The organism is Microcystis sp. M_QC_C_20170808_M9Col (assembly GCF_007095495.1).
Classification (GTDB): domain Bacteria; phylum Cyanobacteriota; class Cyanobacteriia; order Cyanobacteriales; family Microcystaceae; genus Microcystis; species Microcystis aeruginosa.
In genome coordinates, this window is the sequence record NZ_SFBZ01000267.1 from 1 (window position 1) to 25,299 (window position 25,299).

Here is a 25,299-nt window from a genome sequence, read left to right on the forward strand (position 1 = left end):
ATTAACCTGTTTGTGCCTTAAGTCCTTCCCTGTATGGATTTCAGCTACTTTTGAGCGTAGGCGCTCTCATCGAATTTTATTTTAAGTTAATTATTTGCATAACAATTCCCGAAGAGCCAGTATTTTGATAAAACAACTGACTGGGATGAATTTTTAACTTTAAAAACTGGGTTAAGTCGAGATAGTGCGTCTTTTGATGCTAAAACTGTACGAAAAAAAGCACATCAATTAGATTCGTTTAAAGAAAATAACCTGAAAAGATATAATTTCCGTCCCTATGATACAAGATGGTGTTATATTACTTTAGCCCCTAATGTTTGGAAAAGAGTAAGGCCAGATTTATATGTACAATACACATATAAAAATTTATTTTTATTAAGTCGTTCTAAAGGAGTTGCTCAACCAGAAGGAATTCCATTTCTATTTACTCAAAGTCTTTTTGCTAGGGATTGTATGAGAGGTCATGCAGTTGCATTTCCCATGTTAATTTATCCTTCTGCGAAACATGAAGCAAAAAAACAAGATAAACTATTTAATGTTGAAAGTTATACAACTGTTAAAACAAAAGCCAATCTCTCGGAAAAATCTCGTCAATACTTAAATCAACTGGGTATTAATAATCTTGATGAAAATATCGAGAATGCCTCCTTAATTTGGCTGCACTCGTTAGCGATTGGGTACTCTCCCTTGTATCTTGGGGAAAATGCCGACGGTATTCGTCAAGACTTCCCAAGGATTCCCCTTCCTAATAGCCAAGAATTATTAATTAAATCTGCCCAACTAGGACAATTGATCGCCTCTCTTTTAGACACAGAAAACCCCGTTATAGGAGTCACCAAAAAACCGACCCCTGCACTGCAAAAAATCGCCTTGATTTCCTGCACTGATGGGGGAAATTTAAACCCGGATAAGGGGGATTTAATTATTAACGTCGGTTGGGGACACGGGGGGAAAAATGGCGTGACAATGCCGGGTAAAGGAAAAGCGATCGCCAGACAATATACAACCGCAGAAATGAGCGTAATTAGCCCAGAAATGCGAAAATTATTAGGAACGACCACCTATGATATTTATCTCAACGATCGAGCCTATTGGCAAAATATACCGGCCCGGGTTTGGGAATATACTATCGGGGGTTATCAAGTCATTAAAAAATGGCTAAGTTATCGCGAGGAAAAATTATTAGGACGGGGATTAACTATCCCAGAAGTGCAGGAAGTAAGCGAGATGACTAGGAGAATTACTGCGATTATTCTCCTAGAATCAGACCTAGATGATAACTACCAAAATATCAAAACAGCCGTGTATTCTTTTTAACTTAGTGTGAGCAGAATTCCCTCGCTTTTAGCGATGGGATGAATGCTGATACTAAATCCGTTGAGTACAGGCTAGTTATGAGACGAGGCACTCATGCAAGAGGCAAAAGGGGAAATAAATAATCAGTTTTTAATAACAGGATTTAGTATGACATTCAGTTTTTTTCCCACTTCCCACTCCCCAATTCATAATTCATAATTCCCCAAGGATTGGATGATTGAAGCCTTCTGAAGCAAAAGAATATCTGTGATTGCCATCAAAACTGTTATATTATATAAAAATATTTCTGAGATTTTTTCTATGCCTCTAATTAAAATTCAAACTTCTGTCACCTCCCTCGATGATGAGACGGTTAATCAACTTTTGCAGAGTCTTTCGGCTAAATTAGCTAAACATCTGGGAAAACCCGAATCCTATGTGATGACAGCTTTAGAATCGGGGATAAAAATGACTTTTGCTGGTACTTTTGAGCCGGTGTGTTATGTGGAGATTAAAAGTGTTGGTTCTATTTCCGCCGCTCAAACTAAAAGCATGAGTAGTGATTTTTGTCAAGAAATTGAGGCTTATTTAGGAATACCGAAAAATCGCATTTATCTAGAATTTGCCGAGGCGAAAGGTGATCTTTGGGGATGGAATGGCACTACTTTTGGCTAATTTATGCCAAAATTATCGGAGATAGGGCTTATTTTAACTCTCCGGTGAGGATTTTTGCCTGTTCAATCCAAGCTAACATCACCGCAATATCGGGACATAAATCGCGTCTTTGCAGATTAGCCACCTGAAAGCGGAGAATCTGTCGATGCAACTGCTGAATTGATGTCTGTGCCAATTGCGGGATGGAAGCAATACCGGCATGAACCAGCAAACCGCAGTATTGACAACCCACGGCGGGAATCGAGGCTAATTCCGCCATTGCCACCCACTTATTAATATATTTAGCCTGAATTTGCATTCTTACTGCTAATTTTTCCTTACCCAATTGCGGACGAACTTTTTGCAGAAGTTGTGCGGTGGTGTCGATACCGCAATCCTTTAATTTTTGGCAATCTTGGTCACTTAACCCCGGCAAATGTTCAATTAACCAGCTTTGCCTGTGGATAAGTTGCGATCGATTCATCGAAATTATTAACTATTGATAAGTAGATTATAGCAGTTAAGTAGGGAGGCACAATTATTTGTAGGATGGGTTAGCGGTAGCGTAACCCATGCGGGCTATCGATTATGAAGAATACATCAGTATTTATAATTTAGTAATTGAATTAATCAGAAATTTTAAAGATGATCTATTAAATGCCACCGTGACGGAACAGTATAAAAAAGTCAAAAGTATATAGGGTTAATACTAAATCCGTTGAGTATGCGCTACATATCAGAACAGGCACTCATGCAAGAGACAAAAGGGGAAATAAATAATCAGTTTTTAATAACCGGATTTAGTATGACTCCATCACTATCAAGAACTGTTCCAATAGTAGCAAAAGACGAAGTGACTAATTGGAGTAACTTGTCTTTTGTCTCTGCCAAATTCTTATCTTCTGTATTGCGCTGTAAACTTTGAGTATTATAAATTTTTTTAATTAATTCTTCACCAGCAGAAAAAACATTACTATCTGAATATTTGGTTGTCCTGGCTTCTTCAAAAAATATATTAATTCCCTCTGACCATTCAGCTTTTAACTCTGAGTCATCTACTTGCTCTAATAGATTATTACTAAGAGATTGAAGTTCTTGAAGCTGCTTTTTGATATGCGGTGCTTTCGCATAAAGTCTTCCCCAAGTGGCCAAAAAATCAAGAGTTTGTTCGGCAATTAAAGGGGTTCCGTCCGCAAGACTAACTTTAAAAAAAGCGTCGAGGGCAGGGGCAAGAAGCGCAAAAATTGGTAATTCCCAACTATTGACAGAAGCGGTAAGAACAAGTAGGCTGATTCTAGATGGACTATCAGGGGGAATACTATTGCGAGATAAAATTGACGCAATAAATAACCAAACAACCTCATTGTTAATCTCGCTGTCATTCTGTAGAAGCTTACGTCCCAATACCCCTAAGCCGATTTCTGAAGCTTTGATCGATCCCAGTGCCAACAGATCTGCAAACTCTCTAACATGACTATCCACCCTTCTCAGATTGCCGAAAGCTCTATCAATTTCTTCTCTAGCGTTATCACTATCGCCAGAGTCTAAAAATTGTTGTACTCTTCTAAGCATCGTTGTCATTCTGTTTGGGGCGAAGGGATAAAGGTAAGACCACTGCGAATTTCAATATCTACACGGGCGTTTTTAGTTTTACGTTTAGAATCCTGAAATGATTGCGGTTGTGCCTCTGGAGTGACACCACCTTGCTCACTAGCATTTGTAACAAAGCGTTCAGCTTTTCTAAACGCTTGTTTCCGTTCCTCTCGTTGACATTCGCTGCATTGCCCTTTAATATTAGCAAGAAATGATAATCCTTCTTTAGCAGTAACAGGATTTTTTCTTGCCCAAGAACAACTGTATCCACCCTCTTGCTGGATATCGTCTCCTTGAGCTTGTACCCTCCCACGATAAGGTTCTGACGAACTCGACATATTAAATGTTCAAATTTATTCATTTAAGACAATTATATAGTAATTATCAGCAAAAATGTCAAACAAAGCCCAAATACTTGATTAGAATCAATTATCAAAAGTTTAGCTATAAAATTATGTAGAATGCTTTCGACGACGTACTGGGAAATTACCTGACAAAAAAAAGTTGATAGAACCAAAACGGTCTATCAACTCTTAAAATTATCTATTCAAGAACTAAAAATTAACGTTCTTGAAAGACGATTTTTTTGTCCAGGGAAGGACGGTTATTCGACTTAGAGGGGTACTTACTACCACCACTGCGGGGAGTTTTATTAATCACCGGTTTGCTGCTCGTCGCTGCGGGAACTTCCCAATCGGTTTTCATCCACTGGGGACAATTTTGATCGTAGATCATTTGCAGGGCAGCCGCCGCGATCGCTTGGGGATCGTATTCTTCACTTAAATCCCGCACTAAAGGCAAGAAAGAAGCCATACGTTCCCCCGATAAAGCCTCTTTTAGCTGATTTTGCAGCTTGGCCAGGCGTTTTGCTTCTACTTCGGTGCGGCTAGGAATGGGACTAGATTCCAGACGTTGACGCAAACGCTGTTCAATCTGACGTAATAAACGCCGATCGATCGGTTCTACTAAGGATATAGCAGTTCCCGTTTTACCGGCGCGGCCGGTGCGGCCAATGCGGTGAATATAGGTTTCGGCATTATCCGGCAGATCATAGTTAATAACGTGGCTGAGATTTTCCACATCTAGACCGCGGGCTGCGATATCCGTGGCTACCACTAATTTAATTTTGCCCTCGCGGAAACGTTGCACCAGTCGTTCCCGTTGCACTTGGCTTAAGTTACCGTGGTATTCATCCACCGTTTGCCCCGCTTCTTGCAGTTTGCTGGTTAATTCGGCCGCGGTTTGCTTGGTGCGGACGAAAATAATCGCCGATTCTAGGGGTTCGATCTCTAACAGGGGTTGCAGGACTTTTAATTTCGTCCAACCGCGAGGGATCAGATAAATTTTCTGCTCAATCTTAGCAGGAGCGGCCTGGGGTTGAGAAACCGTCACAGAAACGGGAGATTTCAAGAAATTAGCGATTAAATCGCGGATTTCCCGGGGCATAGTTGCCGAGAAACAGGCGGTTTGACGGGTGGAGGGGGATGCTTGCAGAATTTTCTTAACATCATCGATAAAACCCATACTGAGCATTTCGTCCGCTTCATCGAGGACTACCCAGTTTAGGGATTCTAGATGGAGTTTTTTGCGATCGAGCAGATCGATTACCCGGCCGGGAGTCCCAACCACAATCTGGACACCTTTTTCCAGACTGCGGATCTGACGTTCCATGGATTGACCACCACAGACTGTCAGGATAAAGAGACGACGATCATCAGAGAAATCTTTGATGGCGCTGGCCACCTGTTGGGCTAATTCCCGGGTGGGGGTGAGGATTAAAGCTTGAACGTTAGGATTTTTGGTGTCCATGCGTTCCAGTAAAGGCAGGGAATAGGCGGCAGTTTTGCCGGTTCCCGTTTGTGACATTCCTACCATGTCATGCCCTTCTAGAAGGAGAGGGATGGCTTTGGTTTGAATTTCGGTGGGGGTGGTGAATCCAAGCGTTTCTAGGTGTTGAAGACGGCTATCGGATAAACCTAAATTGTTGAAACCAGTGGTCATAGGGATTGTTTTGTGGGAATTAAATAAGAAAAATGGAAAAATTAGACTATTTCGCCGTAGAGATCGTAGGTATCGGCCGCAGTGATTCGGACCTGTACGATCGCACCTAGAATCGCCTCACCTGTCACATAAACCAAGCCATCCACTTCCGGGGAAAAACGAGCGGAGCGCCCGATTAATTCTCCTGTTTCTGGGTTTTCCTGTTCGATGAGAACATCGACAGTTTGACCGATATAAGCTTGATTTTTGCGCTCCGAGATTGGTTGCTGAGTTAACATCAACCTTTCGCGGCGTTCGTCCATAATTGCCTGTGGCACTGGATCGGGCAGGTCAAAAGCGGCTGTACCTTCTTCGGCGGAGAAGGTAAACACCCCGACGTGATCGAACTCATGACGCTTGACAAATTCCAGCAGATGGCTGAAATGTTCCTCGGTTTCTCCGGGGAAACCGACGATAAAAGTCGTTCGTAAAACCGCGTTCGGGATAGCTTGCTTGATCCGCTCGATAATGCCATCGTTGACTCGTCCTTGCCAGGGACGGTTCATCGCCCGCAGGATGTCGGGATGGGAATGTTGTAGCGGCAAGTCTAGATAGGGTAAAACATTCGGGCTCTCTCGGATCGCTTCGATAACCTTTGGCGTTAACCCGGTCGGGTAAGCGTAGTGAACGCGAATCCAAGGTATATCGACTTCTGCCAGCGCTCGCAAGAGTTCCGCTAATTTGGGTTCGCCATATAAGTCTAACCCATAATTGGTTGTTATTTGCGAAATGAGAATTAATTCTTGTACCCCTTGGCTGGCCAATTGTCGCGCTTCGGCCACAATGGACTCGATCGATCTCGATCGCTGATCGCCGCGCAGCTGGGGAATAATACAGAAAGCACAGCGATAATCGCAGCCTTCGGCCACCCGCAGATAGGCGACTCCTTCGGTAGTGGTGCGATAACGGGGCAGATTTTCATCGGCGATAAAAGTGGGATCGGTGCTGACTTCTTTGACTCGTTCTCCCGTCTCTACCCGTTCGACGATCTCGACAATTTTCTGATAATCCCCCGTGCCGACAATGGCCACGGCTTCCGGCAATTCCGTCAGGAGTTCATCTTGGAAATGTTGGGCCATACAGCCGGAGATAATAATTTTTTTATTAGCTTCCGCCAGTTCCACGAGGGTGCGAACGGATTCTTCTCTAGCTGCTTGAATGAAACTACAGGTATTAACGATAACGTAATCGGCCAACTCCTCGTCATTATCTACGGGATAGCCGGCCTTGGCCAGCAGTCCTAACATATGCTCGGAGTCGATCCGGTTTTTCTCACAGCCTAGGTGTGAGATGGCGATGGTTGGCTTATTGCCCATGCGATCGAGTATCAACCAAATCTTAAACTTCTCTTTTAATGTTAAGACATTGTGAACTACTCTCAACGGATTTGAGAGCTTCCTGCTTCAATGGGATGCGCTTTCTACCTCGAAAGATAGCAAGTCTTACCTTCCCTCTACAGGCAGGAGTCCTAGTTCCTAAGACCCACACTTTTTCTTGCAACACGACCCGTTGAGCTTGGTTATCGCTTAAGGAATAGTGGTCAAGACCCGTTTATGATAACATAGTTTTTTGGAATTGTCTATATACAAAGTCAGCATTGATGAGGGGAACTGTGGGGCGAATTACTTCGCCCCTTGAAAAGCCCCGTCCCATCGCACTAAGTGCGAGGGACGAATGCTGGCACTAAGTTAAAATAATTTCCCCCCCGTGGAACCGTGGCTAGGCCTTCACCCTGTTAAAATGGGTGAGCGGCGCATGGTTGGGGACGCTAAGAGTAGTAGACGCTGTGAACTTAATTGCAACTTTCAAGACAAAAAACCCGATTATTGGCGTGGTTCATCTCGCCCCCCTGCCCACTTCCCCCCGTTGGGGTGGCAGTCTCAAGACGGTGATCGAGCGGGCTGAACAGGAGGCGACGGCTTTGGCTGCCGGCGGTGTTGATGGTTTGATTATCGAGAATTTTTTTGATGCCCCCTTTACTAAGCAACAGGTGGATCCCGCCGTGGTTAGTGCCATGACTTTAATTGTCGATCGCATTAAAAATCTGGTGGTCTTACCGATCGGTCTTAATGTTCTCCGCAATGATGCCCATAGTGCCTTAGCGATCGCTACCTGTGTTAATGCCCAATTTATTCGGGTTAATGTGCTAACGGGGGTTATGGCCACCGATCAGGGCATTATTGAGGGTCAGGCCCACGAACTCCTGCGTTATCGCCGCGAATTGGGGTCTGAGGTCAAAATTTTAGCGGATGTTTTGGTTAAACACGCCCGCCCCTTGGGAACCCCTAATCTGACTACGGCAGTGCAAGATACGATCGAACGGGGACTAGCAGACGGGGTGATCCTCTCCGGTTGGGCCACCGGTAGCCCCCCCAGTTTTGAGGATTTGGAACTAGCAGTGGCAGCGGCCAAGGGAACACCGGTTTTTATCGGCAGCGGGGCTGATCTGGACAATATCGGGCGGTTACTGCCGGCTGCTGATGGGGTGATCGTGGCTAGTTCCCTAAAGCGTCATGGCAAAATTACTGAACCGGTGGATCCGATCCGGGTGTCGCAATTTGTGGAAACGGCACGCCTGATCAACGATCAAAAGGCAAAAATTAATAATTCTCTCCCTTCTTTGCCCCTGTCCACATAACCCCTTGCTAGAATGGCGGATAGTTTCAGGGGATAGCTATCCTAAGTTTTTAGGAATTGAAAACGTCCTAATTAACACAATATGGTTAGGGAATTTTTCCTTTCGACAAAGTACATTTCGATTTACCTCCTGACTCCTGAATTCTGCTGTAATTTAATCTAAATAATATTATGCGTCGTCGTTCTGTACCTTGGATTCATCGCTACTCTCGGCCCCTAATTGGGGGCGTTTCGATCGTGGGGGCGATTCTGACTGGCTATTTAACCATTACCAAACTGACGGGAGGGGCTGCTGCCTGTACCGCCGGGGCTAGTGATGGGGCTGGTTGTACTGGTGTGCTTAATAGTCCCTACGCTACGGTTTTCGGGCTGCCCTTGAGTTTGTTCGGTTTTTTGGCCTATATTGCCATGGCGGTTTTTGCCCTCAGTCCTCTATTTATTAATGGGGAAACTCAGAAAAATCTCCGCAAAAGTTTAGAAAATAATACTTGGTTATTTCTGTTAGCGGGGGCGACGGCGATGGCGGTATTTAGTGGTTATTTAATGTATATTCTAGCCACGGACTTAAAGGAATTGTGTCCCTACTGCATTACTTCGGCTTTGTTCGCTTTAACCTTATTAATTCTCACAATTGTCGGTCGCGAATGGGAAGGTTTAGGACAAATTATACTGCCGATGGTTGTAGTGGCAATGATTACTTTTGTGGGAACTTTAGCAGTTTATGCGGGAGTAAATTCCCCCACGGTGGCAGCAGGAAAAGAAGAAATTACCCGGCCAATGACAGCGGCTAAACCTCCCTACGGTTGGGAAGTAACCACGGTTTCGGGAAAAGCAGAAATCGCCCTGGCTAAACATTTAAAAGCAATTGGTGCGAAGGAATACGGGGCTTTTTGGTGTCCCCACTGTTACGATCAAAAACAGTTATTTGGTAAGGAAGCGGGAGAAATCCTCAAAAAAGAAGGGGTTTATATCGAATGCGATCCCCAAGGGGTTAATGGTAATCCCCAAGCTTGTCGCGATGCCGGAATTAAAGGTTTCCCCACTTGGATTATTAAGGGTCAAGAATATTCGGGAACCCAAAGATTAGAGAAATTGGCGGAGGTTTCTGGTTATACCGGCCCGATGAATTTTAAATATACAGTTCCGGGACGTAAGTAGGAAAGAGTTAAAATTTATACTGGAGGCTGAACAAGGTTCAGCCTTTATTGTTGTCTATTATCTCGATGTCGTTATAGCTGGTGTCTAATTACTATTTGTTGACATGACCAGCAGCAGCACTTAAATTAATAGTTTTAAGCAAAAAGTAAACAATCCCAACCCAGCAACTAACTATAATGAGCTATTTATACTCTTATCGCCATAACTTGACCCAATTATTAGAAGAAATTAATTTACAGAAACCTTCGATAAAAATTCCTACCTTTGTTACTCATGACTTGGTAGATACTTATCAAATTTGTCGTCTAATTGATGATTTTATCTATGAAAATATCCTGAATAAGTTAAAGATGACAGTCAGGAAAATCGAAAAAGAACTTTATCGAGTTTAGCTAATTTGGTGTATAATAAAGATGTAGATAGGTTGCTAATTATTGGTTATGACTCAGGTAAATCTACAAAAAGCCGCTAATATTCTCGGTGTAACTGCCGCAGAAATACTAACATGGCAAAAGAAAAAATTAATCAAAGGTCAGAAAATCAATCAAGTTGATTGGTTATTTGATCTCGAGCAATTAACCAATCTTAAAAATAACCAATCCCCCAGAGAATTGAGAATTTTACAAACTGTTGAGCCAACTAATTACACGGTTATCGAATTATTTGCTGGCTGTGGTGGTATGGCTTTAGGTTTAGAAAATGCGGGACTAAAAACGCAATTACTGGTGGAAATTAATCAAGATTGTGTTAATACTTTAAGACTCAATAGACCGCAATGGAATGTTATAAATCAAGACATAAAAAAGATTGAATTTTCTGATTTTAGAGACAAAATAGATATTGTAGCTGGAGGTTTTCCCTGCCAACCTTTTAGTTATGCTGGGTTAGGAAAAGGATTAGAAGATTTGAGAGGGAGCTTATTTTTTGAGTTTGCTCGTTGTTTACAGGAAGTGCAACCTAAAATCGCTATGGCCGAAAATGTTCGAGGATTATTAAGCAATAAAAAAGGAGAAACCCTGCAATTAATGCTGCAAGCTTTACAGGAAATCGGTTATTATGATGCTTATCAAGTTTTATCGGCTCAATTTCTCGATGTTCCCCAAAAAAGAGAAAGATTAATTATTATTGCTACCCGTCAAGACCTAAATATTAAACCGATTTTTCCCCAATATAAAAACTATACTATTTCTCTGAAAAAAGCTCTAGAGAATTGTCCCAGTTCTCCAGGAGTAGAATATAAAGAAAGAAAAAAAGAGATTATGTCCTTAGTTCCCGCAGGAGGAAATTGGCGAAATTTACCGATGGATATTCAAAAAGAATATATGAAAAATAGTCTCAAAAATCACGGCGGACGGACAGGATATGCTAAAAGATTATCTTGGGATGAACCAGCTTTAACTATTACCTGTAGTCCGGCACAAACCCAAACAGAAAGATGTCATCCCCAAGAAACTCGTCCTTTGACCGTGAGAGAATATGCACGAGTGCAGTCCTTTCCCGATGATTGGCAATTTACCGGTAATTTAACCTCTCAATATCGACAGATTGGTAACGCAGTTCCCGTGAATATGGCCTATCATCTTGGTGGCTGTTTAATTAATATGTTGCAAGGGGATTATCTGGGGGAAACACAGCCAAAAACCGAACAGTTAAGCATTCCGGGGTTAGAAGTTAATTAATTTTGACTAAAAGGGCGATCGCCGATCTTGTAGGGTGCGTTCCCTAATGTGGCTCTTACTGCTCCACTAATAGATTTTGGGGAACGCACCATGCAGCTTGATTGAAGTTGTGAGTCTAAGTGCGGTGTGGGCTAATCTGGCTAACACGCTTTTGGGCGTGATATAAAGATAGTATGGGTGACGGTTTATATGATGACGGAGAATGGATATGTGGAGGATGTCTTTCAGGCATTGCTTACCCCCGCTAAAGCTTAAAATGATCATGAAGCAATAGAATTACTCTAATGAAACTAGATCGTATTACAAGCAATCCGAAACGAATGAATGGGCAACCCTGCATCCGTAACCTTCGCCTTACGGTTCGTCGAGTGATTGAGCTACTGGCAACTTATCCCGATCGAGCAGAATTACATCAAGAGTTTCCGGAACTGGAGGATGAAGATATTCGACAAGCCCTAATTTTTGCCTCTTCTTACTTGGATGATCGCATCATTGAACTTCCTAATCGCTATGAAGCTGTTGCTTGATCAGGGACTACCGCTTTCTGCGGCAACTTTATGCTGACAAGAATATTTCACGTACAAGGTTGGGTTGACGACTGTTACCCAACACCCTCAGAACCAAGATTAAATGCGGTAGGATAGGCATTGGATAGATTTTCTAGATTGCCGTGAGCGAAACCGTCTATATTGAAACCAGTATCTTAGGCTATCTTACTGCTCGACCCAGCAGAGATATTGTTGTGGCCGCAAATATTGAGGTGACGAAGGAGTGGTGGAATACACGTCGCGGCGATTTTCAACTTTACTCATCCCAAGCGGTCGTGAAAGAAACCTCACAAGGTGATGTTGTGATCGCATCTCAACGACTAGAAATCCTTGCTAATCTATCTTTACTCGACTTGAACCAAGCTGTGCTAGATTTAGCAGAGCAATTTTTGGAACGCAGCAACCTTCCCGCAAAAGCTGATATTGATGCTGTTCATATCGCCGCCGCAACCGTTCACGGCATGGATTACCTGCTCACCTGGAATTGCAAGCACATCGCCAATGCTCAAATTCAGGGAAAGTTGGCAGAGATCAGCCTTGATTTTGGCTACGAGTTGCCAATTCTTTGTACACCCTATGAACTTCTCGGAGGTTGATTATGTTTCAGGATGAGATTGTGGAAGAGATCCACAGAATTCGTGAAGAGTACTCTCGGTCATTCAATCATGACTTGAAAGCCATCTTTGCTGATTTGCAAAAGCAACAAGCTGAAAGTGGCAGAGAAGTTGTAACCTTATCTCGAAAACACGGTCTAACAACACGTTGGAGCGGACGAGCGAGAGATATTGATAGTGGTGCAAAGGATATTAGCCGCCGCTCAACTTAGCCGTTATACTGAATCGGTTTTTAATAGTATGATTAACCCCCAATCCAACTTGAAAAACCCGCTCCCTTCTCGCCACTGCTGTAACAAAAAACAACTATCCCCCGATAGCGATCGCTAAAGGTCGAATAATTGTAAATTTTTGTCAAGGGGGCGGTCAGACAGAGGAATCATCGCTAGAATAAGCCTAATTGTCAGAAATTTAGTTAACCAAGGTTTTTGGCAATATGCTAGTCTGGCTAACAGGCTTTTGGGGGTGATAAAGGGAAAACTTCTGGCGATTGCGCCTAAATGGGGTGATATACCGAAAGTTGACCCATATTGTTACTTTCAAGAGTGTTATACGGAAAGTTTCTGTATAATCTCTAGTTATACAGCAAAGTTGATAAACCTTTTGCGATACGAAATAATTAGAGTATTGAATGCCTATTTAGTATACTGATTGGTGATTGAGGTATATATGCGCAAGTCAGGATTCTACGTGACAATATATGTTGCACCTCCCGGAAACGAGAGAGAAATTCGCGAAGTTGGTCTTGGTCTCAATGGCTTATTAGATACTGGTGCAGAGTTGTCTGTCATTCCTGAGTCTTCTTTGGCTTTAATTGAGAGCCAAGATCAACTCCCGTATAAATATGTAAATTTTAGAGGTGTTAATGGTAATATTTTACAATCTAAAGTCGTTTCTCTATCAGTCGGTATCGAGTTTAAAGGCAATTTTGTTATTCTTGATAATATTGAGTTTCTTGTGCTTCCAACAAGTAAAGATTTGCTTATTGGGTTAAATATCATATCAAGGCTAACTAATCCAAACGCAATTGAAACTGTAAGCGTCCAGCAAATTTCATCTAATATTCTTAGAATTAGTATTTCATTACCTAATCTGCTTCCTATTGAAGAATATCTTGGTAGTTTTGTAAGTCTACTAACATCACTTTCAAATCTTTATCAAGTTTTTAGTCTGGTTTATTCTAGCGACTCTGCTGCTGTGAGCAAATTTGCCAATGAAATTCAGACGCAAAATAATTCCTTGCAGACATCTGCTCTAAAAATCAATTTTGAAGATTTACCCGTTGAGCCGTTAAGGGTGATTTCTGCTCGCTATGGTTCTGATGCATCCTTTGATCTATTAGGTCTCGGTAAAATATTAGAACAACTAAGAGAAACGGTCAAGGACATTGTATGGAGAGGAAAGCACGAGAAGGAATTATCTGAAGTAAATTTAAGAAGAGTTGAAGTCGAAACTGAAAAAGAATCTGTAGAAATACAAGCAAAGCTAATTCAGATAGATAAAGAAAAGATCGAAGCTGAAAGGGCTTTACTTGAAATTGCACATAGAAGACTTGAGTTAATAGAAAAAGCTGCAAATATGGAATTACCTGATAAAGAAAGACAGTTAATCATTTCTGCAATTGTGCCACAACTTCAAGTTATCTCAATAAGCACTACTAATCTTATATCAAGCAGTTCGGAAGTTCCTTTGTTACCTGAAGGTGAAACAAGCGAGGATTCTAATGAGGATGCTCCCCAGTGATTTGGATAAAATTTACATCCAAAGGATTGCTGTATAACTGGACTTCCCCCATACATAAATACTAGAAAATTAACAAAACCCTTACTGCATGGAGCTTCTAAGAAAAAATTGAAAAGAGGCTACTGGGTACATTTTTCACTTGAAAATGGCTGTACCGTTGACTGTATCTGGAGTAGAGCGATTCCGTAGAGTTGGCTGTATAGTGATCGCTAACCTGATTTTAACAGATAGTGTCATTAATCTCTAGAGTAAGGGATTCGCTCTGTAGCCATGTTTTTGCTGGTTTTCTGCCGCAAAACAAGCTATAATGATCTAAAGGTCAAATTTGAAAATTTTTGCCTCAAACCCTATCTGCGTAAGAACTTCAGGATTTTGTGTCCAGTAGTTCATTGGTATTGTATTGCTTGAACTCAGGCTCTGTAAGACTTTTAGCCATAGCTAGTATGTTTATACGGGGGAAGTCCAGGTATAACAATTGCGCTGCACCTGAACGTAGTGCGATCGCCGATCTGGTAGGGTGCGTTCCCTAATGCAAGTGCTACTGCTCCAGCGATCGATTTTGGGGAACGCACCATGCCCATTGATTAAAGCTGTGGGTTTAAGTGCGATGCCGCTCTTGTGGGCTCAGTTGGGGAATGTTAGCGAAGATTTCCGATGTTTAGGTTAAAATAGAGGGCAAAAGTTGCCCCAGGGTCAAGCCAATGACAGTTCGTCAACCCCGCTACAGCAAAGAAGAATTCGCTCGACGTGGTAATGAGATTTATGAATCTCAGGTACGTTCTCAAGTGGAGGAGGGAAATCAGGGGAGAATTGTGGCGATCAACATCGAAACTGGAGCGTTTGAGCTTGCCGACGATACGATTACTGCTACCGATCATCTCTATGAGCGTGTCCCTGATGCTCAACCTTGGCTGATTCGTATTGGACATAGATCCGTCTTCCGTTTTGGCAGTCGCAGCCAGAGAAAGCCCGTATGATGTGTGGGGATGGGTCTTTTGTATGGCTTTAAACTTCAGATTGAGGCAGTGGAAGGTGGGCGCGTTACAATTGAGGCGCTATGACTCAGCCAAAGTTATCGGTGAAGACGGTCTAACTTTACCGTTATACTGAATCGGTTTTTAATAGCATGATTAACCCCCAATCCAACTTGAAAAACCCGCTCCCTTCTCCCCGCCCTCCTATACCTTTTAAACAGGATTTAGTATGACTATCTAGGGTTTGCTGAATAAGTACGGGCGAAGCATTCGGATAGAAAATCTACGTTTTCACCGATAGGTTATTGCCTGAATGCTTCGCCCCTAAAGGACGCGGGCCGATGAAGACGCAAGGTTTTGAACGACGATTCTCTCAAAATCTTGCACCTGTTTCGCGAGAAAAGCCCCAAAACCCTTACTTTGCCTACATTTCAAATTTATTCAGCAAACCCTATCTAAATTACTCGTTAAGACTATGAGCAGGGAGCAGGGAGAAAAAACCTGACTCCCGATGACTGAAAGCTGATCACTGACAAAACCTATCCCAAAACGATCAAATCGCGCAGGGATTGAATTTCCTCGGTTTGTAAACGCGCCCCAAAAGTAGAAACCACCCGGGCAGCCGCTAGAGAAGCGAGATTTCCCGCCCCTTTGTAACCCATACCGTGGGTAATACCGTAGAGAAACGCACCTGCATACATATCCCCCGCACCGACGGTATCGATCGCCTGTACGGGATGGGGGTCAATTTCCAGGAGATTTTCGCCATCATAGATCAAAGAACCACTGGCACCCCGGGTGATAGCGAATCCTTTGGCAATGGTTTTAAAATAGGCGATCGCTGACTCAATTTCCTCGCTGCCGGAAATAGTCAAAGCTTCCGACTCATTAGCGAAAACGAAATCTAACCCCGTTCCGATCATTTCCAGTAATCCCTCCCGGAAGAAGATCGCCATATTGGGATCCGACAGGGATAAAGCGGTTTTGACTCCAGCAGCCTGAGCAATTTCTCGCCCTTTAATAGCGGCAGCTTTGGCAGTGGGAGAGGTGACGAGATAACCTTCGAGATAGAGATAATCGGCATTAGCAATCGCTGAAGGGACTAATTCCCGTTCGGAAATTTCCCCAGTGATGCCGAGAAAAGTATTCATGGTGCGATCGGCATCGGGAGTGACGAAAACTAGACATTTTCCCGTGATTCCCACCTCTTTTTCGCCGCCGTGTTCATTGGTATGCAAACCACAGGCCCGCAGATATTGTAGATAAAACTTGCCCAATTCGTCATTGCCCACTTTACAGGAATAGAAACCTCTACCCCCCAACTGAGCGATCGCTACTAGGGTATTCGCCGCCGATCCGCCACCGCTGCGTTTACAATCAAGAGCCAATTTTTCCATCAACTGGGTTTGACGATTTTCGTCCACCAGCGTCATCACTCCTTTATCGATGCCCAATTCTTGCAGTAATTCAGGAGAGACTTGAAATTCCATATCGACGAGCGCGTTACCGATCCCATAAACGTTGTATTGTTTGCCCATAATTTAGTCGATCGCCTAAAAATACTTTGTTATTGATAGTAGGGAAATAAGGAGCAAAAAGCTAGGGGCTTTTTTCAGCCAGAGAATATCATAATCAAAAATAATGGGTGTGCTAGTCTCACACCCCCAGTAATTTGTGTTAAGTTTTGTTTAACTAAGCCACTTTAAGCCTCATCGTAGGCCTCTAGATCCAACAGATAAAGATAAGATTCGGCTAATTCTTGCCTTTGGAAAGCGATCGCTCGCAACAGATGCCAATCCCGCAAAGCCTCGAAGGGGTTACTATACTCATCTTTTTCTAGTCGTTCGGCCAAAGAAGCAATATCAGCGGCGGTATACTTGGCAATATCTTGATCAGTGAAGCTTATAACTGTCATTTCTGCACCTCCCTCGACCTTTGTTCTATTTCTAGCCTAACATATATTCTGAGTTGAAAAAATGCCTTCCCCGCCAAGTTAAGAACTGTAAATGGAAGGGTAATTGTGCTACAATTCCGGCAAAAAAGCTATTTTTGATTGATCTTCTATGAAAACAGCCCTCATTACCGGTGCTTCCACTGGTATCGGTGTCGTCTTTGCCCGTCAACTTGCCCAACGGCAAATGGAGCTAATTTTAGTCGCTAGATCCAGAGATAAACTAGAACAATTAGCAGCGGAATTGGGGGAACAATACGGGGTAAAAGTGACGGTTATCGTCCAAGATCTGACCGTTGCTGGGGCGGGAAAGCTAGTATATGATACGGTGAACCAAAAAGGAATCAACGTTGATTTACTGGTAAATAATGCTGGTTTTGGTGGTTATGGTGCTTTTAGCGAGCAGGATTTAGCCCGACAGTTAGAAATGATCCAGTTAAATAATCTGGTATTGGTGGAATTAAGCCACTATTTTCTCCGTCCCATGCTTGCTGGTGCTGGGGGGGCAATTATCAATGTTGCTTCCATTGCTGGGTTTCAACCGCTGCCCTATCTTTCCGTCTATGCGGCGACAAAAGCCTTTGTCCTCAGCTTTAGCGAGTCTCTCTGGGCAGAAAATAAAGACAAAGGCGTTGAAATCCTCGCTCTTTGCCCCGGTCCGACGGAATCTAATTTTTTTGAGGTGGCCCGATTTCCCAGTGCCTTTATGGGCAAAAACGGCCGGTTAGATTCGGCAGAAGTGGTGGTACAAGAGGCTTTAACTGCCTTGGCAAACAAACGCCCCAACGTGGTAGCCGGTAAATTTGCTAATAAAATTATCGTCAATCTGCCCCGTTTTTTACCTAGAAGTTGGATCGTGTCTTTGCTAGAAAAGCAATTCAAGGTATAACTAGGGTTTGCGGCAAAAAGTTTGTCGGTGGGGGCAGGGTGTGGGGTGTGGGGTGTGGGGTGTAGGGTTTTACCGATTTTGAGGTAGTCAGTTACCTAAAATTCAGGGAAAAAGTCCCTGAATTTTACCCCCGATCACTCTAATGGTCGGCACTTTTTGAAGGAAAAAAAGTCTAAAAACTTTATCCAACAAGGTTTTTAGATTTATTCAGCAAACTATAACTAGGGGCTGCTGAAAAAGTTTTTCGTGGGGGCAGGGTGTGGGGTGTGGGGTGTGGGGTGTGGGGTTTTACCCATTTTCAGGTGGTCAATTACCTAATTTTCAGGGAAAAAATCCCTAAACAAGGTTTTTAGATTTATTCAGCAAACCCTAACTAGAATAAAGGCTCTTCTCGACTTTGTGTGATAATTTTTGCTTATGAAATCGTGAAATGTTTACTGGGAAAGACTTTTAGGACTATTTGGTTAAATAAACTATCAGTATAGACCTCGTTTCCACACAGAAACCAGAAGAGCCGAATAAAGCTAATTAGAGCAATTGCTGATAGGATTTTAAGGGAATACCTGTCCGGTTTCTCACTTCGATGGCCGAACGATAGACACCGTTTTTTTCTCTTTCGGCGACAATTTTATCGGCCAGGGAAAAGTCAAGACCGAGATTGACTAATTCCGCAACGGAGTAGTAGTTTAAACAACGCCAAGAAACGTCAACTTCTTGGCGAATATCGTAGGCAAAAATAATCAAAGGTTCCAATTTTTTGAGATAATTTTCCGGTAAACCAGCCAGGAAGTGTAATTCTTCTAAATCGGTAAAAATATGTCCTTCATTACGGACAGAAACGATATCATTGGCATAGACAATCGGCAACCCTAATTTATAAACCAGATCGTTGGTGGAACAGCTGTTAATATCAATTTTTTCGAGAGGAGAGGATGACTGTCTGGAATCGGTTCTATTTGCCGAAGCTATTGGATGGGAATTAAGCTGTTGACGGATGTATAAACCCAGGCCGATTTGGGCAAACCAAATTACGATAAAAGACTCTTGTGTAAGGAAAATAAGGGAGATAATTGTTAAGGCAATGCCGACGGATAACCAACTTTGGTTATTAGTTTTTTTGCCAGCATTAGCAATGGCAAGCCCACCAAAAACTGGGACTAAAGACAGCCAGATCCACTCGGAAGATTCGGGAGGGCGAGGAGAGAGATTAGACATATTTTTTTAAAGAGAATCTAAATATTTTCTGCGTTTTTCTTCGTATTCTTCAGCAGTAATAATTCCCTGATCGTAAAGTTTTTTAAGCTGGAGTAAAGTAGCGGTTTTTTGCTGACCTGATTCCGGCAGTCCTCGCTCTCTACTGCTGGGGAGATAGTTAGGATTGTATTTAGCATCAAAAGCTTGATCTGACATGATGATTAAACCAATAAATTCAAAAAAAGCAATGATGCCGGGGATAAAAGTCCAGAAGAAAAGTAGATAGAGAACACCTGCCAAATTCTCCCCTAGATAAAACTTATGGATGCCAAGATAACCAAGAAAAAAGGCTAGTAAAGCCGCTATAGTTCTATTTCTCATAATTTTTGAGATTTCCCTAATTTAGCCAAAAGAAAGTATAAAACCACGATGCCTGTCTGTAATTCCAAGAGAGTAATATAACCCTTAACTAGATAATTTAATTCTAGGGAGGAATTAAAGGCAAAAACTAGCACACCCAAGACTAAAAAAGGCAGTAAACGCCAGCCAGACTTGGGTATTTTTATTCCCGTACTATTAACCTGATTCATGGGCTAATTCTCTAGGTTGGTCTTTTTCGGTGATAGTCGCAAAATCGGGCTTTGTCAAGGGGTGGTTTGATTAACTTTTAGCATCTCAACGAGAATATTATGGGCATCCTTGGCTGATTCTAGGGTGCGCTCAAAAGGTATTCTAATTGTTTGACTCTCCCCTAATTTTTCTACGGCTAAATCCATGCCTTCGGGATCGATGGAGAGCATTTGAGCGGTTTCTGCATCGGTAATATTACCGTACACTTGAGCGTAGAAAAGCACGGCATCACCGTGATCTTTGTTCATGTGTTTACAGATGCGATCGCTAATGGCGGGAGTGATAGTTTCAGACATAATATTCCCGAAAAAAATCGATAATAAGGTGGGGACGGATAAAAGCCAGTTCTAAATCGAGGCCAATGGGGGGGATATTAGTTAGGGTAGCTTAATTAATCGCTAATTGCCAGATAATTTGGGCGTGGGCATGGCAGACATCAATAATAAGTTTAATATTATTGTCTTGACAAAAATCCTTAATTGTGCATCGATCTAATTGTCCCACTGAAGGTCAATCGGGGTAGAGAGTAAAGTCCGGGGCTGCCCGCGCATTTAATACTAAATCCGTTGAGTATAGGCTACTTATGAGGATAGGCAAGAGGCAAGAGGCAAAAGGAGGAATAGATAATCAGTCTTTAATAACCAGATTTAGTATAAATTGCCTGTTGAGATGAAACAAGAGGCAACAGTAAAGGGATTGGGAGAGATTCAGCTAATCGGATAGGCGATTAAAATGCCTCTTAGCTTAAAACCCCACACCCTGCCCCCACCAAAAAACTTTTTCAGCACACCTTATATATTTTATCGTTCACAACCGACAACAGAAGCGGTGTAGGTATTACCGATGTGCTGAATACCATTGACAAAAAGATTGACTAGAAAAGGTTGATCATTTGCCCGGACTGTGGCAGTAATTGTTAAGGGTTTATCGGGTTCGATTCGTACTCCATTAGTATTAAAAAATTCCTCGTTAGTTTGATCGCTATACTTGAGAAACAGCCGGATATCGAAGGAGGCAGCCCGGGGGACAGAAACCGTAACGATAAACCTCTGAAAACGTCTCCCCCCCGGAACTGCCCAATCGGTATTCCAATTATTACGAGTTATCGTGACACCGAAAGGCCCTGGAACAGTGGGTTGTGAGACGCTTTTCGTAACTTCACTACCTTCACCCCCTAATAAAGACAGTGGCCGACAATTTTGCGCCGCTGCCGGTAGATGTGAGCTTAATAATACCGCCGATAGACTCAATAACCCAGTGATAGAGGTTAATTTCATCATTGATTTTGTCTCCAATTAATAGAACCTATCCAAAAATTATAGATGATCATGACGGTAAAAAAACGGTGATTTAGCTTAATTGAGGTCAATTGCCGCAAAAATGCTGATCATCAACCTTAATTTTCAAAAACGGTTTTAAAATTGATTCATAATTTCCATATAAATATGTTCTAACTGTATCGTCTGACGGGCGAGAGAATCAATATTAATGCCATCGAATGCCTGAATAATCTCGCTTAATTCTAGATGTTCATGTAACCAAAAAGCTAAATCTTTACCGTAAAATTTGGGAGTAAATCCTAATTGTTTACCTCGATTTATTGCCGCTTCTTGATCCTGGGTATCCATGATAATAATTTCTTTCGCAGGAATGTGCTGACGCAGCTGATTTAAATTACCTTCGGCAACAATACGACCTTGTTTTAAAATCCCGATACGTTGACAGAGACGCTGTGCTTCATCGAGGAGATGGGTAGTTAATAAAATTGTCATTCCCTGGCGCCGTAATTCTCCGATTAAATCCCAAATTTCATAGCGAGATTCGATGTCTAAACCAGTAGTTGGTTCATCGAGAATTAATAATTTTGGCTGATGAACAATAGCCACGGCAATATTCATCCGGCGCTGCATTCCACCGCTTAAAGTTTCCACCGGACTACGGGCGCGATCAAGCAAATTTACTGCGGATAAACTGGTTTTAATCCGATGACGACGCTGGTGGCGATCGAGTCCATAAATCTGAGCAAAAAAGTTGAGATTTTCCTCACAAGTAAGGGATTTGTACAACAAATTTTCCTGCGGGGCAACCCCAATTAATTCTTTAGTAACTCTGGAAATTGGCAAATAATTAAAGGTAATTTCTCCCGATGAGGGTTTTAATAAATTACAAATTAAGTTAATAGTGGTGGTTTTTCCCGCACCATTGGGACCGAGTAAACCGTAAATTTCCCCCGCTTCAATATGAAAGTTTAATTGATCTAATACTAAGCGTCTTCCGTAATTTTTTTTGACATTATTAATAGTCAGCATTTTTAATAAAGTAACAAGGATAGTCAGGATTTTTTAAGCCATCATCCGTCAGCTAGGTAATAGTAAGAATAACAGGGAAATTGGCTAATTATACTGAAAAATAGGAAGCTGAATAACTGATGGTGGGTTACGGCGAATAGATAAATTAATGATTAAGTCTGATAATTTGTCTCCGCCTAACCCACCCTACCTAACTGATAACTGATCACTGATAACTGATAACTGATTTACAGTCGGCGTTCAAGGTTTAACATTTGTCGATAGGTAAGCCAACCACCTGCTACCATAGCTAGAGCAAAAAGACAAAGAAAGCGAAAATGAGAGCTAATATCTTGTAGATTTTTGCCCTTTGCCCAAACAGCAATTAAAGCTTCATTCATGTGGTAGATCGGGTTATATTTAGCCAGAGATAGAATATTATCGGGGAATAAAGCAGTCGGGAGAAAAACGCCGCCTAAAATTAATAAAGGAACCCCAAAAGTTCCCACCAAAGCATTAACATCTTCTGTTCTTTTCGCCAGTTGAGTACCGAGGATAAATCCTAAACCCACATAGGCGGTGATACTAAGGAAAATAATTAATAATTCTAGAGGAATTGAGCCTTTAAAAGTGGCTCCATACTGTTTAGCAATAGAATAAACTAAAACTGTCTGACAGGCGGCAATCGCACAATGGGCGAGAAAAATGCCGATAAAATAGGAAACACCGCTTAAAGGCGATAAAAATAACCGTTTAATCGTTTGTTGTTCCCTTTCTGCCACTACCGTCGCCACGGTTCCCCCCAAACAACTAAAGAAAAGTGCCGCCCCGACGAGGGTGGGAGGAGTAGCCAGAGCCATCGCCTCGGCAAGCTCAATTTTGCCTTTTTCTGCCATAATATAGCCATTTAAGAGCAGGACAAGGATCGGGAAAATGCCCCAGAGGATTAAGCTACGCCCGCGCCGGATTAATTCTACTAAAATTCGTTGAGCGATCGCTAAAATTTCCTGCCAATATTTCATAGAATGTTAGTGTAATTGTTTCTCCCTGTAGAGAAATAAGTTTTCCTACTTTTGACTTAGGCTTATTGTAAGTGTTCCAGAGCTTGATCGGCGCGCAATCTTACCACTATTTCCGCTTCCGTCTCCCGAATCTGTCCTAAAAGTTCCCGAATCGCCCTGCGAAATGCCGCCGCCGCAGTTCCTAACCCCTCCAATCCGACGATCGCCGCATATCTAACCACCCACTCTGGATCTCCTTGCGAAAGTTTCTCCAGTGCTGCAAAAACCGCATTCTGAGCCTCAGAAACCCGACTTTCCTCCAAATCAGACCAAATTATATTTCCTAAGCCTCTAGCCGCCCCTCGCCGCACGCTAAAGGAAAAATCACTCACCGCCGCATCAAGCAATAAGTCCAATCCTCGCACATCGCCAATTCCCGCTAGGGCGCGGGTTGCCCAAGCTCTCGCCCCATAATTATAACCGTCTAGGTTGGCCAGTAAATAGGGAACCGCCGCTTTGCCGATGGCGATTAAACCATCCACGGCTGCCACGGAGGCACCGGGGTTATTATATCTCAGGACATCGGTAAGGGTGGGTATTGCCGCTTCACTTTTGGCGGCGGCTAAATTTTCCACGGCGGTTAGTAACTCATTAGCTGAGTCGGCTTTTTCGACGGCAATAATTAAAGTCTCAACGGTGGGAAGCATTGGTTATCATTGGAGGGGATGAGGGGTTGGGAATTATGAATTATGAATTATGAATTATAAATTATGAAGTGGGAAGAATAAATAAAAATAATCTCCTGACGACTGATTCTTATCTCCTAACCCCACCAACAAACTCTTAAAGATAATTTAATCGCCAAACTTTTTTCTGTAAAATCTGACTAATTTCTTGGGGAAAAGGACAATCATCGGGAAGGTTAAAGGATTGATAATCTGGGTTATCTCGCAAGCTTTTTAAAGCCGTGGCATAGCAATCTAAAAATACTTGATCCCAGTAGGGTTTTAAACTAGGAGAATCCCTCAAAAGTTCTTCTAGTTCCCGTTGACTGCGCCTAATAGTTTCTTGCCAACCTCGATAATCCTCAACGTAATCAGTATAGCAGAGTTTGAGGCAGTGTGTTGACTTCTGCCCAAACTTTCTATCGTTCCAGATCAGCAGCAGCGAGTAACCTTCGCCATTGTACCAAAGACTTCACACCGTCCGCTACACTGGGGGGTGTATGCTGTTTACTAGGGCCGTGGGGAACTTAAAATCCCATTTTGGGATTATTCTAAAATAGGTTTATCTTGGAAATGCTAACTCCTGTGCTCATTAAAGCACGATGAAATCTATTTTTAGCCCAGAGTACCATGTCTTTCGTCGATGCCTGATCGCCGCTCGTAAGGATGCGAATTTAACTCAAGCAGCCCTCGCTAAAGCCATCAAAAAGCCGCAATCTTTCGTTGCCAAATACGAAAATGGTGAAAGAAGATTAGATGTGGTTGAGTTCCTTCTGGTTAGTCGTGTAATCGGTGTAGATCCTTGCGAAATTTTAAAGCAAGTTGAGCAAGCTTGTCAGTCCACATCTTGTGGGGAAGGGTTATGAATACAGAAGATGTTATTAGCCTGGCATCGCAATATCTAGATGATTTGTCTGGACATAGATTTGACCTATTAGACATTGCTAGACCAATATCGGTTGCTGCAGCAGTTAATTTAGCCAAAGTAATTTCAAAGCTATCACCACTATTGGGAAATCTGATTGAATTTAACACTGTTGAGTTTTTAAATAAGCAGGAAATATTTGCGCCGTTTGGTGAATGGAAAAGACAAGATCCAGGATTTCCTGATACTGTCTTCCTAGGTAGCATCCAGCCTACCCCAGGATTAGAAATAAAAGCATGGTTCCCATTAGCTACTGAAATAACAGCCCGTTTCAAAGATAGTCAAAATCATTTTCAGTTTGATCAAACCTACGTTTCTCTAATAGCTTGGCTGCCTGAAGCGGTAATTTATGGCAAACCCAAGATTCTAGATGTATGCGTTGTCTCTGGCTTTTCAGTGGCTAAAGCGAGAGATGATCATTATCATAATCCTCCTGATTACCTTGTTCTAGAACCCGAAGATACAACCCAAAGGAGAGCAAATTTGCAACAAACAAATACTAATGGATACAAATTTCAAGGGACGGACGAAGAACTATTTCAAGCTGAAGAAATAGTTAATTCTTGGGGAAATGATGGCAGGCTTTATAAGCCGACACAAGAGTATCAAATGCTCTTGCGGGAACTGATCACTCGCTTCAAATATATAGCAATTCTCTGACTTATGAGGTACAGTAGCAACAGTGAGTAAACCAATTGCGAATATCTTTTTGAGTAACTTCTAACATAGCCAATTCAATCCCTTCTATTAAGTCTTTGTA

Annotated in this window: 29 protein-coding genes and 3 pseudogenes; 15 read left to right on the plus strand and 17 right to left on the minus strand. The window is 42.4% G+C overall.

Annotated elements, in window-relative coordinates:
* Positions 1–117: 117 nt before the first annotated feature.
* Both EWV68_RS16200 and EWV68_RS16205 read left to right on the plus strand, forming a co-directional pair.
* A pseudogene (locus tag EWV68_RS16200) lies at positions 118–1,317 on the plus strand (type ISP restriction/modification enzyme); the annotation flags it as partial.
* 300 nt (positions 1,318–1,617) lie between these two features.
* Complete coding sequence (locus EWV68_RS16205) at positions 1,618–1,971, plus strand: phenylpyruvate tautomerase MIF-related protein (protein ID WP_002734736.1); 354 nt, start codon at positions 1,618–1,620, stop codon at positions 1,969–1,971.
* A gap of 28 nt (positions 1,972–1,999) precedes the next feature.
* Here EWV68_RS16205 and EWV68_RS16210 read toward each other — a convergent pair whose 3' ends face one another.
* A complete protein-coding gene (locus EWV68_RS16210; RefSeq protein WP_061432784.1) occupies positions 2,000–2,434 on the minus strand; it encodes a DUF4332 domain-containing protein in 435 nt (144 codons plus the stop codon).
* A gap of 88 nt (positions 2,435–2,522) precedes the next feature.
* Between EWV68_RS16210 and EWV68_RS16215 the strand changes: the two genes are divergently transcribed.
* Positions 2,523–2,651, plus strand: coding sequence for a hypothetical protein (locus EWV68_RS16215; RefSeq protein ID WP_287170411.1), 129 nt, complete (start codon positions 2,523–2,525; stop codon positions 2,649–2,651).
* A 79-nt stretch (positions 2,652–2,730) separates the two neighbouring features.
* Here EWV68_RS16215 and EWV68_RS16220 read toward each other — a convergent pair whose 3' ends face one another.
* From EWV68_RS16220 to rimO, 4 genes are all read right to left on the minus strand, one after another.
* A complete protein-coding gene (locus EWV68_RS16220) occupies positions 2,731–3,522 on the minus strand; it encodes a hypothetical protein (RefSeq protein ID WP_287170412.1) in 792 nt (263 codons plus the stop codon).
* A gap of 5 nt (positions 3,523–3,527) precedes the next feature.
* The gene (locus tag EWV68_RS16225; RefSeq protein ID WP_287170413.1) at positions 3,528–3,881 is read right to left on the minus strand and encodes a hypothetical protein; all 354 of its coding nucleotides are present in this window, start codon (positions 3,879–3,881) and stop codon (positions 3,528–3,530) included.
* Between the two features lie 223 nt (positions 3,882–4,104).
* Positions 4,105–5,544, minus strand: coding sequence for a DEAD/DEAH box helicase (locus EWV68_RS16230; protein ID WP_002781592.1), 1,440 nt, complete (start codon positions 5,542–5,544; stop codon positions 4,105–4,107).
* A gap of 41 nt (positions 5,545–5,585) precedes the next feature.
* Positions 5,586–6,899 carry a 30S ribosomal protein S12 methylthiotransferase RimO gene (rimO, locus tag EWV68_RS16235; RefSeq protein WP_287170429.1) on the minus strand — a complete coding sequence of 438 codons (1,314 nt, stop codon included), beginning with the start codon at positions 6,897–6,899 and terminating at the stop codon, positions 5,586–5,588.
* A gap of 470 nt (positions 6,900–7,369) precedes the next feature.
* Here rimO and btpA point away from each other — a divergent pair, with 470 nt between their 5' ends.
* The 9 genes from btpA (at position 7,370) to EWV68_RS16280 (ending at position 14,939) form a co-directional block, all read left to right on the plus strand.
* On the plus strand, positions 7,370–8,221 hold the full coding sequence (gene btpA / locus EWV68_RS16240) for a photosystem I biogenesis protein BtpA (RefSeq protein WP_061432788.1): 852 nt from the start codon (positions 7,370–7,372) through the stop codon (positions 8,219–8,221).
* Between the two features lie 170 nt (positions 8,222–8,391).
* The gene (locus EWV68_RS16245; RefSeq protein ID WP_287170414.1) at positions 8,392–9,378 is read left to right on the plus strand and encodes a vitamin K epoxide reductase family protein; all 987 of its coding nucleotides are present in this window, start codon (positions 8,392–8,394) and stop codon (positions 9,376–9,378) included.
* A gap of 176 nt (positions 9,379–9,554) precedes the next feature.
* The gene (locus tag EWV68_RS16250; protein ID WP_287170415.1) at positions 9,555–9,770 is read left to right on the plus strand and encodes a hypothetical protein; all 216 of its coding nucleotides are present in this window, start codon (positions 9,555–9,557) and stop codon (positions 9,768–9,770) included.
* Positions 9,771–9,818: 48 nt separating this feature from the next.
* Positions 9,819–11,057 (plus strand): DNA cytosine methyltransferase, encoded by a 1,239-nt coding sequence (locus EWV68_RS16255; protein ID WP_287170416.1) that lies wholly within the window; start codon positions 9,819–9,821, stop codon positions 11,055–11,057.
* A 284-nt stretch (positions 11,058–11,341) separates the two neighbouring features.
* Positions 11,342–11,584 (plus strand): DUF433 domain-containing protein, encoded by a 243-nt coding sequence (locus tag EWV68_RS16260; RefSeq protein ID WP_061432792.1) that lies wholly within the window; start codon positions 11,342–11,344, stop codon positions 11,582–11,584.
* A 143-nt stretch (positions 11,585–11,727) separates the two neighbouring features.
* Entirely contained in the window at positions 11,728–12,201 is a 474-nt protein-coding gene (locus tag EWV68_RS16265) for a type II toxin-antitoxin system VapC family toxin (RefSeq protein ID WP_079208544.1), read from the plus strand.
* Between the two features lie 2 nt (positions 12,202–12,203).
* Positions 12,204–12,431: a hypothetical protein gene (locus tag EWV68_RS16270; protein ID WP_002790010.1), complete on the plus strand. Its 228-nt coding sequence runs from the start codon at positions 12,204–12,206 to the stop codon at positions 12,429–12,431.
* A 478-nt stretch (positions 12,432–12,909) separates the two neighbouring features.
* On the plus strand, positions 12,910–13,962 hold the full coding sequence (locus EWV68_RS16275; protein ID WP_287170417.1) for a retropepsin-like aspartic protease: 1,053 nt from the start codon (positions 12,910–12,912) through the stop codon (positions 13,960–13,962).
* Positions 13,963–14,663: 701 nt separating this feature from the next.
* Positions 14,664–14,939, plus strand: coding sequence for a hypothetical protein (locus EWV68_RS16280; protein ID WP_287170419.1), 276 nt, complete (start codon positions 14,664–14,666; stop codon positions 14,937–14,939).
* A gap of 536 nt (positions 14,940–15,475) precedes the next feature.
* Here EWV68_RS16280 and EWV68_RS16285 read toward each other — a convergent pair.
* Positions 15,476–16,474, minus strand: a complete 999-nt coding sequence (locus EWV68_RS16285; RefSeq protein ID WP_287170420.1) for an adenosine kinase — start codon at positions 16,472–16,474, stop codon at positions 15,476–15,478.
* 164 nt (positions 16,475–16,638) lie between these two features.
* On the minus strand, positions 16,639–16,851 hold the full coding sequence (gene isiD, locus EWV68_RS16290) for a protein IsiD (RefSeq protein WP_002796844.1): 213 nt from the start codon (positions 16,849–16,851) through the stop codon (positions 16,639–16,641).
* Positions 16,852–16,999: 148 nt separating this feature from the next.
* Between isiD and EWV68_RS16295 the strand changes: the two genes are divergently transcribed.
* Complete coding sequence (locus EWV68_RS16295; protein WP_287170422.1) at positions 17,000–17,776, plus strand: SDR family NAD(P)-dependent oxidoreductase; 777 nt, start codon at positions 17,000–17,002, stop codon at positions 17,774–17,776.
* Between the two features lie 528 nt (positions 17,777–18,304).
* Here the strand turns inward: EWV68_RS16295 and EWV68_RS16300 are convergent.
* From EWV68_RS16300 to EWV68_RS16340, 9 genes and pseudogenes are all read right to left on the minus strand, one after another.
* Entirely contained in the window at positions 18,305–18,991 is a 687-nt protein-coding gene (locus EWV68_RS16300; protein ID WP_287170424.1) for a helix-hairpin-helix domain-containing protein, read from the minus strand.
* A gap of 6 nt (positions 18,992–18,997) precedes the next feature.
* A complete protein-coding gene (locus EWV68_RS16305) occupies positions 18,998–19,351 on the minus strand; it encodes an NINE protein (protein ID WP_002798892.1) in 354 nt (117 codons plus the stop codon).
* Positions 19,348–19,560 (minus strand): hypothetical protein, encoded by a 213-nt coding sequence (locus tag EWV68_RS16310; protein WP_002761887.1) that lies wholly within the window; start codon positions 19,558–19,560, stop codon positions 19,348–19,350. Before EWV68_RS16310 ends, EWV68_RS16305 begins: the two co-directional genes overlap by 4 nt.
* Before the next feature lie 54 nt (positions 19,561–19,614).
* Entirely contained in the window at positions 19,615–19,896 is a 282-nt protein-coding gene (locus EWV68_RS16315) for a DUF2470 domain-containing protein (RefSeq protein ID WP_103113232.1), read from the minus strand.
* Positions 19,897–20,400: 504 nt separating this feature from the next.
* Positions 20,401–20,880, minus strand: a complete 480-nt coding sequence (locus tag EWV68_RS16320; RefSeq protein ID WP_002784577.1) for a hypothetical protein — start codon at positions 20,878–20,880, stop codon at positions 20,401–20,403.
* Positions 20,881–21,015: 135 nt separating this feature from the next.
* On the minus strand, positions 21,016–21,909 hold the full coding sequence (locus tag EWV68_RS16325; RefSeq protein ID WP_061432797.1) for an ABC transporter ATP-binding protein: 894 nt from the start codon (positions 21,907–21,909) through the stop codon (positions 21,016–21,018).
* A gap of 227 nt (positions 21,910–22,136) precedes the next feature.
* Complete coding sequence (locus EWV68_RS16330; protein ID WP_159251382.1) at positions 22,137–22,910, minus strand: ABC transporter permease; 774 nt, start codon at positions 22,908–22,910, stop codon at positions 22,137–22,139.
* Between the two features lie 62 nt (positions 22,911–22,972).
* On the minus strand, positions 22,973–23,596 hold the full coding sequence (gene cpcF / locus EWV68_RS16335; RefSeq protein ID WP_287170426.1) for a C-phycocyanin alpha-cysteine-84 phycocyanobilin lyase subunit CpcF: 624 nt from the start codon (positions 23,594–23,596) through the stop codon (positions 22,973–22,975).
* A gap of 136 nt (positions 23,597–23,732) precedes the next feature.
* Positions 23,733–24,008: pseudogene (locus EWV68_RS16340) on the minus strand (DUF29 family protein); the annotation flags it as partial.
* 208 nt (positions 24,009–24,216) lie between these two features.
* Here EWV68_RS16340 and EWV68_RS16345 point away from each other — a divergent pair.
* Complete coding sequence (locus EWV68_RS16345) at positions 24,217–24,480, plus strand: helix-turn-helix domain-containing protein (protein WP_002774832.1); 264 nt, start codon at positions 24,217–24,219, stop codon at positions 24,478–24,480.
* Positions 24,477–25,199: a hypothetical protein gene (locus tag EWV68_RS16350; RefSeq protein WP_287170428.1), complete on the plus strand. Its 723-nt coding sequence runs from the start codon at positions 24,477–24,479 to the stop codon at positions 25,197–25,199. Before EWV68_RS16345 ends, EWV68_RS16350 begins: the two co-directional genes overlap by 4 nt.
* A 1-nt stretch (position 25,200) precedes the next feature.
* Here EWV68_RS16350 and EWV68_RS16355 read toward each other — a convergent pair.
* Positions 25,201–25,299 (minus strand): annotated as a pseudogene (locus EWV68_RS16355) (IS630-like element ISMae26 family transposase); the annotation flags it as partial.

Bases quoted from the DNA above. Each gene is read 5' to 3' on its own strand.
- EWV68_RS16205 (WP_002734736.1), top strand. From the start codon at position 1,618: ATGCCTCTAATTAAAATTCAAACTTCTGTCACCTCCCTCGATGATGAG.
- EWV68_RS16210 (WP_061432784.1), bottom strand. From the start codon at position 2,434: ATGAATCGATCGCAACTTATCCACAGGCAAAGCTGGTTAATTGAACAT.
- EWV68_RS16215 (WP_287170411.1), top strand. From the start codon at position 2,523: ATGCGGGCTATCGATTATGAAGAATACATCAGTATTTATAATTTAGTA.
- EWV68_RS16220 (WP_287170412.1), bottom strand. From the start codon at position 3,522: ATGCTTAGAAGAGTACAACAATTTTTAGACTCTGGCGATAGTGATAAC.
- EWV68_RS16225 (WP_287170413.1), bottom strand. From the start codon at position 3,881: ATGTCGAGTTCGTCAGAACCTTATCGTGGGAGGGTACAAGCTCAAGGA.
- EWV68_RS16230 (WP_002781592.1), bottom strand. From the start codon at position 5,544: ATGACCACTGGTTTCAACAATTTAGGTTTATCCGATAGCCGTCTTCAA.
- rimO (WP_287170429.1), bottom strand. From the start codon at position 6,899: ATGGGCAATAAGCCAACCATCGCCATCTCACACCTAGGCTGTGAGAAA.
- EWV68_RS16245 (WP_287170414.1), top strand. From the start codon at position 8,392: ATGCGTCGTCGTTCTGTACCTTGGATTCATCGCTACTCTCGGCCCCTA.
- EWV68_RS16250 (WP_287170415.1), top strand. From the start codon at position 9,555: ATGAGCTATTTATACTCTTATCGCCATAACTTGACCCAATTATTAGAA.
- EWV68_RS16255 (WP_287170416.1), top strand. From the start codon at position 9,819: ATGACTCAGGTAAATCTACAAAAAGCCGCTAATATTCTCGGTGTAACT.
- EWV68_RS16260 (WP_061432792.1), top strand. From the start codon at position 11,342: ATGAAACTAGATCGTATTACAAGCAATCCGAAACGAATGAATGGGCAA.
- EWV68_RS16270 (WP_002790010.1), top strand. From the start codon at position 12,204: ATGTTTCAGGATGAGATTGTGGAAGAGATCCACAGAATTCGTGAAGAG.
- EWV68_RS16280 (WP_287170419.1), top strand. From the start codon at position 14,664: ATGACAGTTCGTCAACCCCGCTACAGCAAAGAAGAATTCGCTCGACGT.
- EWV68_RS16285 (WP_287170420.1), bottom strand. From the start codon at position 16,474: ATGGGCAAACAATACAACGTTTATGGGATCGGTAACGCGCTCGTCGAT.
- isiD (WP_002796844.1), bottom strand. From the start codon at position 16,851: ATGACAGTTATAAGCTTCACTGATCAAGATATTGCCAAGTATACCGCC.
- EWV68_RS16295 (WP_287170422.1), top strand. From the start codon at position 17,000: ATGAAAACAGCCCTCATTACCGGTGCTTCCACTGGTATCGGTGTCGTC.
- EWV68_RS16300 (WP_287170424.1), bottom strand. From the start codon at position 18,991: ATGTCTAATCTCTCTCCTCGCCCTCCCGAATCTTCCGAGTGGATCTGG.
- EWV68_RS16305 (WP_002798892.1), bottom strand. From the start codon at position 19,351: ATGAGAAATAGAACTATAGCGGCTTTACTAGCCTTTTTTCTTGGTTAT.
- EWV68_RS16310 (WP_002761887.1), bottom strand. From the start codon at position 19,560: ATGAATCAGGTTAATAGTACGGGAATAAAAATACCCAAGTCTGGCTGG.
- EWV68_RS16315 (WP_103113232.1), bottom strand. From the start codon at position 19,896: ATGTCTGAAACTATCACTCCCGCCATTAGCGATCGCATCTGTAAACAC.
- EWV68_RS16320 (WP_002784577.1), bottom strand. From the start codon at position 20,880: ATGATGAAATTAACCTCTATCACTGGGTTATTGAGTCTATCGGCGGTA.
- EWV68_RS16325 (WP_061432797.1), bottom strand. From the start codon at position 21,909: ATGCTGACTATTAATAATGTCAAAAAAAATTACGGAAGACGCTTAGTA.
- EWV68_RS16330 (WP_159251382.1), bottom strand. From the start codon at position 22,910: ATGAAATATTGGCAGGAAATTTTAGCGATCGCTCAACGAATTTTAGTA.
- cpcF (WP_287170426.1), bottom strand. From the start codon at position 23,596: ATGCTTCCCACCGTTGAGACTTTAATTATTGCCGTCGAAAAAGCCGAC.
- EWV68_RS16345 (WP_002774832.1), top strand. From the start codon at position 24,217: ATGAAATCTATTTTTAGCCCAGAGTACCATGTCTTTCGTCGATGCCTG.
- EWV68_RS16350 (WP_287170428.1), top strand. From the start codon at position 24,477: ATGAATACAGAAGATGTTATTAGCCTGGCATCGCAATATCTAGATGAT.